Origin of the sequence: Actinomadura sp. K4S16 (genome assembly GCF_008327685.1) — a bacterium.
Taxonomy (GTDB): domain Bacteria; phylum Actinomycetota; class Actinomycetes; order Streptosporangiales; family Streptosporangiaceae; genus Spirillospora.
This window is the reverse complement of record NZ_BDDE01000012.1, coordinates 101,471-116,425: the sequence shown is the minus strand read 5'-3', so window position 1 is coordinate 116,425 and position 14,955 is coordinate 101,471. Positions and strand designations below refer to the sequence as shown.

9 protein-coding genes are annotated in these 14,955 nt (G+C 71.3%); 7 read left to right on the top strand and 2 right to left on the bottom strand.

All coding sequences use genetic code 11. The annotated features are described in order from the left end of the window. Positions 1-722 precede the first annotated feature (722 nt). The 7 genes from K4S16_RS11950 (at position 723) to K4S16_RS11920 (ending at position 7,696) form a co-directional block, all read left to right on the top strand. Positions 723-1,058: a hypothetical protein gene (locus tag K4S16_RS11950; RefSeq protein ID WP_149258989.1), complete on the top strand. Its 336-nt coding sequence runs from the start codon at positions 723-725 to the stop codon at positions 1,056-1,058. Then, complete coding sequence (locus tag K4S16_RS11945) at positions 1,055-1,762, top strand: peptidoglycan-binding protein (RefSeq protein ID WP_149258988.1); 708 nt, start codon at positions 1,055-1,057, stop codon at positions 1,760-1,762. Before K4S16_RS11950 ends, K4S16_RS11945 begins: the two co-directional genes overlap by 4 nt. Before the next feature lie 184 nt (positions 1,763-1,946). Next, positions 1,947-2,438: a (2Fe-2S)-binding protein gene (locus tag K4S16_RS11940; RefSeq protein WP_149258987.1), complete on the top strand. Its 492-nt coding sequence runs from the start codon at positions 1,947-1,949 to the stop codon at positions 2,436-2,438. After that, complete coding sequence (locus tag K4S16_RS11935) at positions 2,435-4,834, top strand: xanthine dehydrogenase family protein molybdopterin-binding subunit (RefSeq protein WP_149258986.1); 2,400 nt, start codon at positions 2,435-2,437, stop codon at positions 4,832-4,834. The genes K4S16_RS11940 and K4S16_RS11935 overlap by 4 nt, the downstream gene beginning before the upstream one ends. After that, complete coding sequence (locus K4S16_RS11930; RefSeq protein WP_149258985.1) at positions 4,831-5,685, top strand: xanthine dehydrogenase family protein subunit M; 855 nt, start codon at positions 4,831-4,833, stop codon at positions 5,683-5,685. Before K4S16_RS11935 ends, K4S16_RS11930 begins: the two co-directional genes overlap by 4 nt. Positions 5,686-5,943: 258 nt before the next feature. Then, a complete protein-coding gene (locus K4S16_RS11925; RefSeq protein ID WP_235036735.1) occupies positions 5,944-6,837 on the top strand; it encodes an SRPBCC family protein in 894 nt (297 codons plus the stop codon). Between the two features lie 157 nt (positions 6,838-6,994). Beyond that, positions 6,995-7,696, top strand: a complete 702-nt coding sequence (locus K4S16_RS11920) for a bifunctional 2-polyprenyl-6-hydroxyphenol methylase/3-demethylubiquinol 3-O-methyltransferase UbiG (protein WP_149258983.1) — start codon at positions 6,995-6,997, stop codon at positions 7,694-7,696. A 45-nt stretch (positions 7,697-7,741) separates the two neighbouring features. On the opposite strand, the gene K4S16_RS11915 is transcribed toward K4S16_RS11920, so the two are convergent. Both K4S16_RS11915 and K4S16_RS11910 read right to left on the bottom strand, forming a co-directional pair. Then, positions 7,742-11,356 carry a bifunctional glycosyltransferase/CDP-glycerol:glycerophosphate glycerophosphotransferase gene (locus tag K4S16_RS11915; protein WP_160160884.1) on the bottom strand — a complete coding sequence of 1,205 codons (3,615 nt, stop codon included), beginning with the start codon at positions 11,354-11,356 and terminating at the stop codon, positions 7,742-7,744. Between the two features lie 97 nt (positions 11,357-11,453). Continuing rightward, positions 11,454-14,888 (bottom strand): bifunctional glycosyltransferase/CDP-glycerol:glycerophosphate glycerophosphotransferase, encoded by a 3,435-nt coding sequence (locus tag K4S16_RS11910; protein WP_149258981.1) that lies wholly within the window; start codon positions 14,886-14,888, stop codon positions 11,454-11,456. Between the last annotated feature and the right edge of the window lie 67 nt (positions 14,889-14,955).

The window sequence follows — 14,955 nt, the reverse complement described above, 5'->3', positions numbered from 1 at the left end:
GGGAACGGGGACCGTCGGCAGGAGCGCCGATCGCCCGGAACCGGGTCAGCGACAACACGAAGGACACAGCGCGCTGGCCACGCGGCCGAGGGCCACGGGGCTGTCTGTCTGCGCGCGCTTCGTCACGCACACAAGGAGACACTCGGTAACCGAACCTTGTCAAGCTGATCACGCACAGTCGGCCGGAATCGCCCGCCGAGTGCCTGTCCGTCCTTCCGCGAGCCCTCGCCCCTTCCGCGAACCCCCGTCCGCGCCGCGGGCTCAGCGGCTGAGGAACACGTACACGGCCCAGGTGAGTATCAGGGTCACGAGCAACGACCCCAGGCATCCCAGCCGGGAAGAGGAAAAGAAGAACATATGCGGCTCGTACCCCGGAAACGCCAAATATCCCCTGATCAGGAACCTCTGCCCCGCCCGGTCGAGCCATTCGCCCGTGCCCGCCGGCCCACTTCCCCGTCTCGAAAATGGAACGTTCCCAAGCGGCGCCCGGAAGGGCGGCCCGCCCTCCCCCGGCTTGGGGGAGGCCCGGCTTGGGGGTGGGCGGGTGGTCGGGTTGGGGTGGGGCCGGCGTCTTGGCTGGTGGGGGGTGGAAAGCTAGCTAATGCGTGTTTTTAGGCAAAAACCGGAGAAAGTGTGGATGTTCCTATTACGGTCGGCCAGGAGCCGCCCACAGAACGGAGGCTCCTGGCCGATCGGACAGTCCAACGCTGCGGAGAAGCAACGTGACCCCCCAGACCAGAACAGACACCGCGGAAGCGACCCACATGGACGAGGTAGACGTGAACCCCGACGTCCACCGGGCCACCGAACCCGACGAGGAGCAGATCCTCCGGGAGTTGTACGGCGAGCCCGACGCCGAAGGGATCTTCCGCGGGGAGGGCCTGGCCGGCGTGGACGGCGCAGACTCGGCAGGCACAGGCTCGGCAGGCACAGGCTCGGCAGGCACAGGCTCGGCAGGCACAGGCTCGGCAGGCACAGGCTCGGCAGGCACAGACCCGGCAGGCCCAGGCACAGGCGGCACAGGCCAGGACGGCGCGGACCTGGGCGGTACGGCATGAGCGCCGCCGGGATGATCGCCGCGGCCCGCAAGTCGCTCGGGATGTCGGGCCGCCCGAACACGATCACGCGGGAGTACGCGGCCAGGCACGGGAACGAGTTCCTCCGGGCGTCCTGGTGCGACATGGCCATCACCTACTGGGCGCGCCACAGCGGGAACGCGAGCGCCGTCCTGCCGGGCGGGGACCGCGCCTACACCGTGTGGCACGCGCAGGACTTCCAGAAGGCCGGACGCTGGCACAGCGGGACGACCGCGAGCGTCAACCAGGCGAAGCCCGGCGACATCGTGTTCTTCGACTGGGGCGCCACCAACAGCATCGGCGCGATCGACCACGTCGGCGTCGTCGAGAAGGTCCTCGGCGGCGGGCGCCTGCAGACGATCGAGGGCAATACGAGCGACTCGGTGAGGCGCCGCGTCAGGGACTCCGGCGTCATCGCCGGTTACGGACGGCCCGCCTACGGCGGGGGCAACTGGACGGAGGACATGGTGAAGAAGCTGCCGCAGCTGAGCAAGGGCGACCACGGGGAGCACGTGGAGAGCCTGCAGGGGCTGCTGCTCGCGCGCAGCCACCCCGAGGTGAGCATGACCGGGAAGTTCGACGACACCACCGAGTCGGCCGTCAGGGCCGTGCAGCGGTGGGGCGGCGTCTCCGACGACGGGATCGTCGGGCCGAAGACCTGGCCGGTTCTGCTCCGCGTGCACTAGCGGCCATCAGTCCCCCAGACGTCGGTAAATAAGAGACGTCGAGGACTAGTACGGCATTCAACCCCGGATTAGGTTCGTAGGGTCGCCTTCCACGGAGGTGGCCCCGATGACGTGGCCGGATCAGCGTGCCCCGCCCAGGGACGTCTCTCACTGTCCACCCCGAGACGTCCCTGGGAGAAACCGCATGCCACGTATCCGTGTCGAGGTCGACGGAGCGACGTACGAAGACGACGTCGAGCCGCGCCTCCTTCTCGTCCAATATCTGCGCGAACGGCTGGGGAAGGTCGGGACCCCGGTCGGGTGCGACACCAGCAACTGCGGAGCCTGCACCGTCCTGATGGACGGGATGAGCGTGAAGAGCTGCTCCGTGCTCGCCGTCCAGGCGGACGGCCACGACGTGACGACCGTCGAGGGGCTCGGCGTCGACGGCACCACGCACCCGATGCAGCAGGCCTTCCACGAGGAACACGCGCTCCAGTGCGGCTACTGCACGCCGGGCATGATCATGGCGTCGCTCGACCTGCTGCGGGAGAACCCCGACCCGTCCGAGGACGAGGTCCGGGAGGGGCTGGAAGGGAACCTGTGCAGGTGCACGGGTTACCAGAACATCGTCAAGGCCGTGCGGCGAGCGGCGAGCGAGATGCGCGAGCCCGGCCGGCAGGAGGTGACGCCGTGACCGTGCAGGAGGTCGGCACCCCGCGCAAGCGGTCGGAGGACGCCCGGCTCATCACCGGCCGGACGAAGTGGACCGACAACATGACGCCCGCGGGCACGCTGTACGTGGCGTTCCTGCGCAGCCCGTTCGCGCACGCCCGGATCACCGGCGTCGACACCGCGCCCGCGAAGAAGCGTCCCGGGGTCGTCGCGGCGTTCAGCGGGCGGGACTTCGCCGCGGAGCAGGGTTCGCTGCCGTGCGCGTGGGTCGTGACCGAGGACATGAAGCATCCGGACCATCCGCCCATGGCGGTGGACGAGGTCCGCTACGTCGGAGAGCCCGTCGCTTGCGTCGTGGCCCGGGACAAGGCCGCTGCGGTCGACGCCCTGGAGGAGATCGACGTCGACTACGAGCCGCTGCCCGCCGTGGTGGACATGGAAGCGGCCATAGCCGACGGCGCCGATCTGGTGCACGAGGACCTGGGGACGAACAAGTCCTACACGTGGGTGTTCGAGAACGGGGATCTCGACGCCGCGATGAGGGACGCCCCGGTCGTGCTGGAGCGCCGCTACGTCCAACAGAGGCTCATCCCGACGGCGATGGAGCCGCGGTCGGTTCTGTGCGTCCCCGAGGGCGACGAGTTCACGCTGTACTCGGCCACGCAGATCCCGCACATCCTGCGGCTGATGCTGGCCACGGTCACCGGGATCCCCGAGCACCGGATCCGGGTCGTCGCCCCCGACGTCGGCGGCGGCTTCGGCTCCAAGCTGCAGGTGTACGGGGAGGAGGTCCTCGCGCTGCTGCTGGCCCGCAGGCTCGGCCGTCCGGTCAAGTGGACGGAGACCCGCAGCGAGGGCAACATGACCGTCCACCACGGCCGCGACCAGATCCAGCGGCTCACGCTCGCCGCCGAACGCGACGGCCGGATCCGCGGCCTGAAGGTCGAACTGCTGGCCGACATGGGCGCGTACCTGATGCTGGTCACGCCCGGCATCCCGCTGCTGGGCGCGTTCATGTTCAACGGCATCTACAAGATGGACGCGCTGTCGTTCACCTGCACGGGGGTCTTCACGACCAAGACGCCCACGGACGCCTACCGGGGCGCGGGCCGCCCGGAGGCCACCTACGCCATCGAGCGGATGATGGACGAGCTGGCCGACGAACTGGGCGTCGACCCCATCGAGGTGAGGCGACGCAACTGGATCGAGCACGAGGAGTTCCCGTACGAGACGATCGCGGGCCTCACCTACGACACGGGGAACTACGAGGCGGCGACTGAGAAGGCGCTGGAGCTGTTCGAGTACGACAAGCTCCGCGCGGAGCAGGCGGACAGGCGGGAACGGCGCGATCCGGTGCAGTTGGGCATCGGGGTGTCCACGTTCACGGAGATGTGCGGTCTCGCGCCATCCCGGGTTCTCGGTTCGCTGTCGTACGGGGCCGGCGGGTGGGAGCACGCGTCGGTGCGCGTACTGCCGTCCGGCAAGGTCGAGGTGGTCACCGGCTCGTCTCCGCACGGGCAGGGCCACGCGACGGCCTGGGCGCAGATCGCCGCCGACCGGCTCGGCGTGCCGTTCGAGGACGTGAAGGTCCTGCACGGCGACACCGCGGTCTCTCCCAAAGGGATGGACACGTACGGCTCCCGTTCCCTGGCCGTCGGGGGCGTCGCGTTGTTCTCCGCTTGCGAGAAGGTGGTGGAGAAGGCCCGCAAGGTGGCGGCGCACCTGCTGGAGGCGTCCGAACAGGACCTGGAGTTCAGCGGCGGACGGTTCAGCGTCCGGGGCGTCCAGGAGGAGGGCAAGACGATCCAGGAGGTCGCGCTGGCCGCGTTCGCCGCGCACGACCTGCCGGAGGGTCTGGAACCGTCCCTGGACTCCGACGCCACGTTCGACCCGGAGAACTTCTCCTACCCGCACGGCACGCACCTGTGCGCAGCCGAGGTCGACACCGAGACCGGGATGGTGAAGCTCCGCAAGTACGTGGCCGTGGACGACGTCGGCAAGGTCGTCAACCCGCTCATCGTCGAGGGGCAGGTCCACGGCGGGCTCGCGCAGGGCATCGCCCAGGCCCTCTACGAGGAGGCCGTCTACGACGCGGACGGGAACCTGACGACGACCACGATGGCCGACTACCTCGTCCCGTCGGCCGCGGACCTCCCGTCGTTCACGACCGACCGCACCGAGACGCCCGCGACGTCCAACCCGATGGGCGTGAAGGGCGTCGGCGAGGCCGGCACGATCGCCTCCACGCCGGCGGTCGTCAACGCGATCGTGGACGCGCTGCGCCCGTACGGCGTGCACGACGTGCCGATGCCGTGCACGCCCGAACGCGTGTGGCGCGCGATGCGCGCGGAGGAGAAACCCGCCGCCGCGGAACCGGGCGCGGGCGGCGGACTCGGCTCGGCCGGAGGTGACCAGTGATCCCCGCGACGTTCGACTACGTCCGTCCCGCCTCGTTGGACGACGCCGTCCAGGCGCTGGCCGACGCGGGCGAGGACGCCAAGGTGCTGGCGGGCGGGCAGAGCCTGATGCCGCTGCTGCGGCTCCGGCTCGCCTACCCCGACGCGCTGATCGACCTGGACCGGATCGACGCGCTGCGGGAGATCCGCGACGAGGGCGACTCGGTGTTCATCGGCGCCATGGCGACGCACCACCAGGTGCTGCGCGATCCGCTGGTGCGCGAGCACGTCCCGCTGATCGTGGAGGCGACGGAGACCGTCGCCGACCCGGCGGTCCGGCACCGCGGCACCTTCGGCGGGTCGCTCGCCCACGCGGACCCGGCGGGCGACCTGCCCGCGGTCGCGCTCGCCTTGGACGCGGTGCTCCTCGTCCGGTCCGCGCGCGGTGAGAGGGAGATCCCCGCGTCGGAGTTCTTCGTCGACTGGATGACGTCGGCGATGGAGCCGGACGAACTGCTCGTAGGCGTGCGCGTGCCGAAGCTGGGCGCGGGCTGGGGCGTGCACTACGAGAAGTTCCACCGGACGGCGCAGGCATGGGCGATCGTCGGCATCGCGTGCGCCGTCCGCCGCAACGGCGACGGCGTCGAGGAGGCGCGGATCGCACTGACCAACATGGGACCGACCCCGGTCAGGGCGAGCGCGGTGGAGACCGCCGTCAGAGGCGGGGCGGTGTCGGAGGACACGTTCCGGACCGCCGCCGCGCAGGCGGCGGCCGGCACGGAGCCGCCCACCGACCTGCACGGGTCGTCGGAGTACCGGGCGCATCTGGCCACGGTGCTGACGGCGCGCGCGCTGGCGGCCGCCGCGGGCTGACCCGCCCGCGCGGCATGGACATGCGGCCGGGCACCGTCGCCCCGTTGCCCGGCCGCATGTCCACCTCCCGCCTGTGGGCCGTACCGCATGTGGGCCGTACCGCATGTGGGCCGTACCGCATGTGGGCCGTCCCGCATGTTCGCCGGGCTGCGGGGTACCGAGTTGCCTGGAGCGTGGGGGGTATGACCCCACTGGCGACGCGACGGGCGGCCACCGTAAGGTCACGGGCAAGGTCTCCGGACGATAAGGACACTGATCATGGAGCTGGACCACGATTTCACCGTCCCCGTGCCGGTGGATCAGGCCTGGTCGGTGCTGCTCGACGTGGAGCGCGTCGCGGCCTGCATGCCGGGCGCGACGCTCGACTCTGTCGAGGGCGAGGAGTACTCGGGCCGGATGAAGGTGAAGGTCGGCGCGATGACCATCACCTACCGCGGCACCGCGCGGATCGTCTCCGCGGACGAGTCGTCCCGCGTCGTCACGATGGAGGCGTCCGCCAAGGAGGCCCGCGGGTCCGGGACGGCGGCGGCGACCGTGCAGGCGAGGCTGCGCGAGGAAAACGGCATCACCCGCGTGTCCGTCCACACCAAGCTGAACGTGACGGGCCGGCCGGCGCAGTTCGGCCGCAACATCCTGTCCGAGGTCGGCTCCAAGATCATTTCCCGGTTCGCGACGCAGCTGGCCGCCGAGCTGGAGGCGCCCGCCCCTGCCGCCCCCGTTGAGAAGCCCGCCGAGACTCCGCCTGAGAAGCCCGCCGAGGCCTCCGCCGAGACGCCCGCCGTCGCCGCCGTTGCGCCTGCGGAGACGTCCGGCGAGGTATCGGAGAGCCCGGGCGCTGCCTCAGAGAGCGCTGCGGAGGCCGCCAAGCCGGAGCTGGAGGCCGAGACCGGCGTGGCCTCTGCGACGCCGGAGGAGACCGCCGAAAAGCCCGGCCCGGTCAAGGCCGAGCCCTCGCAACGACCCTCGCTGCACGTGGCCGGCGGGCGCGGGGAGCCCCAGCGCGCGGGCGCCAGGGACGACGGCGACGACGCGATCGACCTGCTGGAGTTCGTCGGCCCGTCGATCGCCAAGCGTGCCGTTCCCGCCGTCGGTGGCCTGGTGGTGCTCATCCTGTTCATCCGCTTCCTCCTGCGCCGCCGCAAGAAGCGCTGACCTCGCGGGGCCCCGACCGGGGTTCACGTCCGGGGTTCACGTCCGGGGTTCACGTCCGGGGTTCACGTCCGGGGCGGGGTCAAGGCGGCGTCAACGATCCGTGCGCGGGCGGCGGCGTCGATGGAACGGGCCTGCGCCGGTGCGGTCGGCTTGTTCCGTGGACACCACCGAGCTCCAGCGGATCGCGCGGATCGAGAACGACAACTGGTGGTACCGCGAGCGCCGGGCGATCCTGTCGGCGGAACTGCTGCGGTTCAGCGTGCCCGGTACGGCCGTCGACATCGGCGCCGCGTCCGGTGCGTGCTGCCGCGTGCTGGCCGACCACGGCTGGAGCGCCACCGCGGTCGACCTGAGCCCGGCCGCCGTCGCGCTGGCCCGCGCCCACGGCGTCGAGGCCTACGAGGGAGACGCGCGCTACCTGCCGCTTCCGGCATCCGAATACGACCTGGCCCTGGTGCTGGACGTGCTGGAGCATGTGGAGGACGACGCGCGTGCGGCCGCGGAGGTCGCGCGGGTGCTGCGGCCGGGCGGGACGGCGCTGGTGTCCGTGTCGTGCGACATGGCTCTCTGGTCGGCGCACGACGTGGCCCTCGGACGCGTCCGCCGCTACAGCCGCCGCGCCCTGGTCGATCTGCTGGAGGGCGCCGGGCTGGTGCTGGAGCGCGTGTGGAGCAGGGGCGTCCTGCACAGGCCGCTCCTGCGGCTGCTCAGGAATCGGACGGCGCGGCGCGAGGATCTGGCGCCGCTGCACCCGTTCGCCAACGAGGCGCTGCGCTTGTCCGCCGCGCTGGAACGGCGGCTGCCGACCGCCTCGTGGCCGGGCGTGCGACTGTTCGCACGGGCCCGCCGCCCTGGCTGAGCGGCGGGCTCCGGCTACGTGCTCACCGAAGAGCTGGGACGGGGTTCAGGCTTTGCCGAAGATGCGGTCCACCACTCGGGACGCCGCCTGGCCGTCGTCGTGTGGGCAGTACTTCACGAAGAAGCGGTCGTAGGCGTCCGCGTAGCGCTGCTCGCCGGCGGGCGCCGCCCTGACGGCCTCGGCGACGTCCGCGGTCGTCCGCACGACCGGGCCGGGCGCTTCGGCCTCCAGGTCGAAGTAGAAGCCGCGCAGGTGGTCGCGGTACCAGTCCAGGTCGTAGGTGTAGAGGACGATGGGTCGCCCCAGGATCGCGTAGTCGAACATGGCGGACGAGTAGTCCGTGACGAGCACGTCGGCCGCCATGTACAGCTCGGCGATGTCGGGGTATCGGGACACGTCGATGATGAAGGGACCCGAGTCGCTCCCGGCGAGCCGGTCCGCGGCGATGCGGTTGGTGAGCCTGAGGTCCCGGTCGGTGATGAGGTGGTGCGTCCTGAGGAGGAGGACGTGGTCGTCGCCGAGGGCCTGCCGCATGGTGTCCAGGTCCAGTTCCATGGAGAAGCCGTGCCTGCCCCCACCGTGGTACCGGTCGTCCCGCCATGTCGGCGCGTAGAGGACGACCTTCTTGCCCTGGGGGATCCCCAGGCGCTTCCGGACGTGGGCCCCGATGCGCTCCCACTCGGGCGTGCTGAGGATGTCGTTGCGCGGGAACCCGGCCTCCAGGACCTCGCCCTCGTACCGGAAGGCCCGCCGCATGACCTGTGTGGCGTAGGGGCTGGGGGACAGCAGGAGATCCCATCGCGGCACCTCCCGTTCCATCCAGTCCAGCGGTTCGATGCGCTGGTACGGCATGTCCCTCAGGTCGTAGGCGATGCGCTTCAGCGGGGTGCCGTGCCAGGTCTGGAGGTAGGTCTGCCCCTCCCGCTTGAGGAACCAGGCCGGCATCGCCTGGTTGGTGACGATGTACCGAGCGCGCGCGAGGACGCGGAAGTGCTCGCGGCTGCCGGCCAGGACCGTCTCCGCCTTGCCGCCCACCGCGAACTGGTCGTCCCGGGAGATCCACACGCATTCCAGATCGGTGTCGCGGCGGACGAGCTCCTCATAGACGGCCCTGGGGCTGCAGCTGTACTGGTTGCCGTCGTAGCTGCTGAAGACCGCGATATCGGCCAGGGGGCTCCGCAGGTAGACGGGATAGTCCCTCTGGAAGAGAAGGACCTGTGCGTGGCCGCCGCGCTCGTCGTCCTCCAAGGCCGGACGGCTGAACAGCATCAACGCGTCGATCTGGTGGACGCCGACCTCGAATTCGTGCGTTCCGACGCGATGCCGGTCGGGCAGGTCGGGGATGGCCTCACGTTCGACGACGAGAGCCACCTCTCCGGAACTCGTGCGCGCCAGCATGTCCCAGGTGCCGCTGCTCAGGGGGAGGTCCGTCCCGAACACCGGCATCGCTGCGGGCGTGAAGGTCGCGGTGAACCGGGCGCCCTTCCCGGTTGTGTCGCTGGCTCCCGCGTCGCCGTCCCACGTGACAGGGACGCGGTGTTCGTCGCCGGAAAGGCGCCGCCGCAGGACGAAGTGGTCGGGGCGGTCTTCGGGGTCGGCGAAGTCGCCGGTCAGCGTGAGCAGGCCGCCGGCGTCCCACTCGGCGTCCGTGACGACCGGGCGGATGCTGCGCTCGACCCCGCGCAGGTTCCCGAACGCGGTGCGGCTGACGGCGAACTCCCGGCCGCGCCCCTCCCCTTCCGGGAAGGCGAACCGAGCGGGCCTGACGTTGCTCGCCACGGTGAGGCGGAGCGGGCCGCCGTCGCCCGTCAACCGGATGTCCCAGTCGATGGCGTCGCGCAGGTGCGGGCCGTGCGGCTCGCCGCCCGGGACGGACGCGAGGTACTCCAGCGGCAGCCTCGCGGTGAAGTCGAACCCGGTGCCCTCCGCCATCCGCAGGACGGCCGCCTGCCGCAGCGTCACCTCGCCGCGGACCTCGGCTCCCCCGTGCCTGCGGACCGCGACCATCGCGGCTCCGGCGCCGAGCGCGCGCCGCGTCCAGCCGGACAGCACCAGCACGTCGCCTTCGCGGCGCAGTCCGGTGAGGACGGCCTTGGCCCGCTTGACGTGGACGACGAACACGTCGTCGTCGCCCGCCGCCGGCTGGACGGCCACGTGCTCGTCCACCTGCCGCGCCGCCGTCCACCGCACGGCCGGGGCCGTCGCGGTCAACCGCTGGACCGCCCTGCGCCCGGCCGTCGTCACCTCCGCGAACAGCTCGTAGGTGGCCGTCCGCCATTCGTCGCCGTCCAGCAGGTATTCGGGCTCCACCCGGACCGTGAACCCCGACCAGTCCAGGGAGACGTTCGCCCGGCCGGCGCGTGCCGTGACCTCCGGGACGTACCTGCGCTCCACCGGCAGCCGGATCTCCTTGCCGGTCCGCACGTCGCGCATCCAGACGCGGATCCGGGAATCGGTCACCGACGCGACCCCGAACCGGTCGAAGTGGGCGTGCCCCTCCACGATGAGGGTGTCGACGTCCCACTCCACACGGTCGACGTCCGCCCACAGCACCAGTTCGTCGGTGACGTCGTACACGTCCTCCGGGATGCCCGTGTCCGGGTCGTCGAAGAAGGGGTAGCGGGCGTACCAGCGCTGCCGAAGGCGGCCGCGGGACACGAGCGGGACGTCCCGCAGCCCCCTCTCCTCGAAGCGCAGCACCTCCAGCAGTTCGGGCAGCATGCACGCGCCGAGCAGGTACGTCTCCAGCCTTCTGATCGCCTCAAGGCCGACGGTGGCCCGGCGCCCGGCCTCCGCGACGATCTCCGCGCCCAGCTCGGCCAGGCGTTCGCGCTCCTCCCACGTGGCGGCGGGCAGGGCGAGCATGAGCTCGCGCACGTCCAGGTCGAGCGCGTACATGTCGTGGACGGCCAGCAGGTCCGGCGCGTGCGTGCGGACGAGTTCCCGCGTCTTCGCGAGGTTCGCCATGCGCTGGGTGATGTCGGCCGGGTCGGGGCGCGTGCGCATGGCCGTCCCTGGACGGTCGCGCCAGAAGTAGACGGTCGCGTCCAACACGTCCACGACGGATGCCAGCAGGTGGGTCTGCACCGCGATGAGCATGTCCCGGCCGGACCCGAACTCGAAGCCGTGCGCGTCCCAGAACGAGCGCCGGTAGACCTTGTTCCACACCGTCCTGTCTTGCAGGAGGGCAGGGTGGCGGGTCACGTGCGTCGACTTCATGGTCTCCGCGTAGGAGTCCCTGTGGAGCGGTGACTGCCGCACCTGGTCCTCGTCCAGGCACATGACGTTGCCGCCGGCGAGATCCGAGCCGGTGGTGTCCAGCGTCCTGACGAGCAGTTCGTAGGCGTAGGGCGGCACCGCGTCCTCACCGTCGGCGAAGGCGAGGTAGCGGCCCTTCGCCTGCTCGATGCCGGCGTCCATGGCCGCCGTGCCGGGACCGGGCTTCAGGACCGCGAAACGGTCGTCGCGTCCTGCGAACTCCTTGGCGAGCGCCGCGTCCTTGCCCGTTCCGCCGTCGCCCGCCCTTTCCTCCCCCATGGGCTCGTCCACCATGAGCACCTGGATGTCGCGCAGCGTCTGCCCCGCGATCGACTCCAGGCACTCCGCCAGGCGGCCGCCGGTGTTGCGGATGGGGACGACGATGCTGATCTGCGGGGACACGAGCGGCTCCGTACTGGGCTTTCGGGGATCCGGTGGCTTTTGGGGATTCGGTGGGCTTCGGGGATTCGCGACGAGGCGGCCGGCAGGTCCGGCGGGCTCAGCGAAGGACCCGGTCGAGCACGCGGGCGGCGGCATGGCCGTCGTCGTGCGGGCAGTACCGGGCGGCGAAGGCGGCGCGCGCGTCCCGGAACCCCGTCTCCAGCGCGGCCGGCTCGCTGAGCGCCTCGACGACCTCCTGCGTGGTGGCGAGCAGCGGCCCCGGGGCCTCGGCGTCGAAGTCGAAGTAGAAGCCGCGCACGTGGTCGCGGTAGCGCTCCAGGTCGTAGGTGAAGAACACCATCGGGCGGCCGGTCACGGCGAAGTCGAACATGGACGACGAGTAGTCGGTGACGAGCACGTCGCTGATGAGGAACAGCTCCGAGATGTCGGGGTAGACCGACACGTCCATGACGCAGTCGCCCGGCCGCAGCCTTGGGCGGTCGGTGACGAGGTAGTGCGTCCGCAGGAGCAGGACGTGGTCGCGGCCCAGCGCGGCGCGGAACCTGTCGATCTCGAATTCGAGGCGGAACGCGCGCTTGCCGATCGCGTGGTGGAAGTCGTCCCGCCACGTCGGCGCGTACAGGACGACCCGCTTGCCCTCCGGGATGCCGAGCCGCCGCCGCACCGCCGCCGCGATCTCGTCGCGGTGCGGGCTGCTCAGCACGTCGTTGCGGGGGTAGCCGCTTTCGAGGACCTCGCCGGAGTAGCCGAACGCGCGCCGGAACAGCGGCACGGAGAACGCGTTCTGGGCGAGCAGGAGGTCCCACTGAGGGACGTCGTACTCCATCCAGTCCACGCCCTCGGTGCGCTTGTAGGGCATCCGCTTGACGTCGTATCCGAGCTTCTTCAGCGGCGTCCCGTGCCAGCACTGCACGTAGGTCTGGTCCTCGCGCTTGGTGAACCACTCCTGCTGCGACCAGTTGCCGAAGATGTAGCGCGCGCGGGCGAGCGCCTCGTAATGCTCCCGCGTCCCGGTGAGGACGGTCCGGGCGCCCGCCGGCTTACCGAACTGCCCGTTCTCGGTGACCCACACGCATTCCAGGTCGGTGTCGCGCCGCCGGAGCTCGTCGTAGATGCCGCGCGGATTGCACGAGTACTGGCGTCCCCGGTACGCGTCGAACACGGCCAGTTCACGGACGGGCAGGTTCAGGTGGCGCCGGTAGTGCCCGGACCGTATGCGGCTCTGCGCGTAGGCCCCGCGCTCGTCGTCGTCCAGGGCCGTCTCCACGCGCAACTGCAACTGGTCGCTCTTCTGGGCCCGGACCGTGATCCGGTGCAGCCCCGCCTCGAACGGCTCGGGCAGGTCGCGGAGGGTGTGGCGCCGGACGACCACCGGCTGCTCCTGCCCCCCGACGGTGGCGACGACGTCCCAGCGGCCGGAGACCAGCGGACGGGACAGCCCGAACACCGGCATGCGCGCGGGCGAGAACACCGCGGTGAACCGGTCGTCCTCCCAGTGCAGCCCGACGACGTGCTCCTCGCTCGACCGACGCCGCCTGAGGGTCAGCGAGTCCGGGCGCCCGATCCGGTCCGAGCAGGTGCCCGCCAGGTGGAGCGCGCCGTCCGGCGACCACGACACCTCCTCGACGGCGAGCACGCGGCCGCGCACGACGATCCGCAGGGCGCTGCGCCGGGTCCTGGCGATCTCCAGTTCGCCGCCGGGAACGGGGAACGCCGCGCCCGCCGGATCCTCGTCCAGGTAGGGGCGTATCCCGTCCGAGAGGGTGACCTCCCAGTCGCCCGGGCGCCGGACCAGCCCGGCGACCGGCAGCCGCGCCCGGAACCCTTCGGAGCCGACCGGCTCGACCGCCCCGAGCACCTTGCCCCGCCCCGCCCTCGGTGCGGCGGTGACGCGCGGCTCGTCCCCGAGCGGAACGCGGCTCCAGCCGTCCAGCCACAGCTCGCCGCCCTCCAGATGGCAGCCGACGACCGCCGCCGGCGTGCGGCGCACCTGGATCATGAACCGGTGCCGGCCGGCGACGCCCTGGACGAGCACGCCCGGCGCGCACTCCCGCTCCCGCGGCCACTGCCGCCCGGTGAGGCGCGGGCCGGTGAACGTCGACCGGCGCCGCAGCCCCCGGTTGACGATCTCGACGCACGGCACCCAGTCGACGTCCCGCCAGCGGCCGAACGTCCGCAGCGAGGACGGGTCGACCTCCGCGACGAACCCGGACCAGTCGTAGGTCACGTTCGACTGCCGCGACCCGGCGGTCACGTCCGGCCTGCGGACCCTCCTGACCGGGACGCGCACGAGGCCCCGCTTGTTGGACGCCAGCAGCCAGAGCCGGATGCGGGACCCGTCCTCGCTGGAGGAGTCCAGATGGCGGATGTAGGCGTGGCCCTCCAGGCGGAGCCGGCCGTCCGCCCAGGTGGCCCGGTCGATCACCGCGACCGGCCTGAGCTCGTCGGTCACGTCGTACACGTGGGCCGGGACGCCCCGCTCCTCGTCCTCGAAGAACGGGAACTGCGCGTACCAGCGGTGGCGCAGGCCGCGCCGCACCCGCGGCGCGTCCGCCGCCTTGCGCAACTGGACGTAGCGCAGCACCTCCAGCAGTTCCGGCATCATCCGCCGGCACAGCAGGTGCATCTGGAGGCGGGTCATCGCGGGCTGCCGCTTCAGGACGCGCGGGCTCACCTGCCTGGCCAGGGCCGCCCCGATGGCGAGGAGCTCCCCGCGGTGCTCGTCCTGCGTCCTGGGGAGGGCCTCGAAAAGGACGCGGAGTTCGATGGGGATGAGGACGTGCTCGTCGTAGGCGTTCAGGAGGTGCGGCGCGTAGTCGGCCAGACCGTCCCGCACGGCCCGCGCGGAGCGCATGCGCTGGCTGAAGTTGTCCCAGTCGTAGCGGTCCTCTGTGATGGACCCGGGGCGCCTGCGCCAGAAGTAGACGGTCTCACTCAGGACGTCCACGGAGCGGGCCAGCGCGTGCGCGCGCGCCGTGACCGGGGGGTCCTCGTAGTAGCCCGGAGGGAACTCCAGACCCGTCCGGGTCCAGAACGAGCGGCGGTACACCTTGTTCCACGGCGTCCGGTCGCGCATCAGCATCGGCATGGACGACACATGCGTCTTCGACCGGGGCTCCGTGAACAGGCCGTCGTGCAGGAACGACTGCCAGGTCCGGTCGTCGTCCATCCGCTGGACGTTCCCGCACGCCATGTCGGACCCGGTCCGTTCGAGGGACGCGACCAGCCGCGCGTAGGCCTCGCGCTCCACGACGTCGTCGGCGTCGGCGAACGCCAGGTACTCGCCCCTCGCCTGCCGCACCCCGGCGTTGCGGGCCGGCCCCGGCCCCTCGTTCTCCCGCGTGAACAGCCGGAACCGGGGGTCGCGGCCGCACATGTCCTTGGCGATCACGGCGCCGTTGTCGGTGGACCCGTCGTCCACCATGATCACTTCGAGGTCGCCCAGCGTCTGGCCGGCCAGCGACTCCAGGCACTCCCGGAAGTACTCCTCGGTGTTGTGGAAAGGCACGACGACGCTGAGCTTCGGGGACATGGGGCCTCCTCCTCGCCCCACGAGCATGGTGACGTCACGCCGCCGCACGAACGCGCATCGCTATTGC

What these genes read in the sequence shown, in the direction of transcription:
- K4S16_RS11945 (WP_149258988.1), top strand. Translation starts at nt 1,055, where the DNA reads ATGAGCGCCGCCGGGATGATCGCCGCGGCCCGCAAGTCGCTCGGGATG.
- K4S16_RS11910 (WP_149258981.1), bottom strand. Translation starts at nt 14,888, where the DNA reads ATGTCCCCGAAGCTCAGCGTCGTCGTGCCTTTCCACAACACCGAGGAG.
- K4S16_RS11925 (WP_235036735.1), top strand. Translation starts at nt 5,944, where the DNA reads ATGGAGCTGGACCACGATTTCACCGTCCCCGTGCCGGTGGATCAGGCC.
- K4S16_RS11940 (WP_149258987.1), top strand. Translation starts at nt 1,947, where the DNA reads ATGCCACGTATCCGTGTCGAGGTCGACGGAGCGACGTACGAAGACGAC.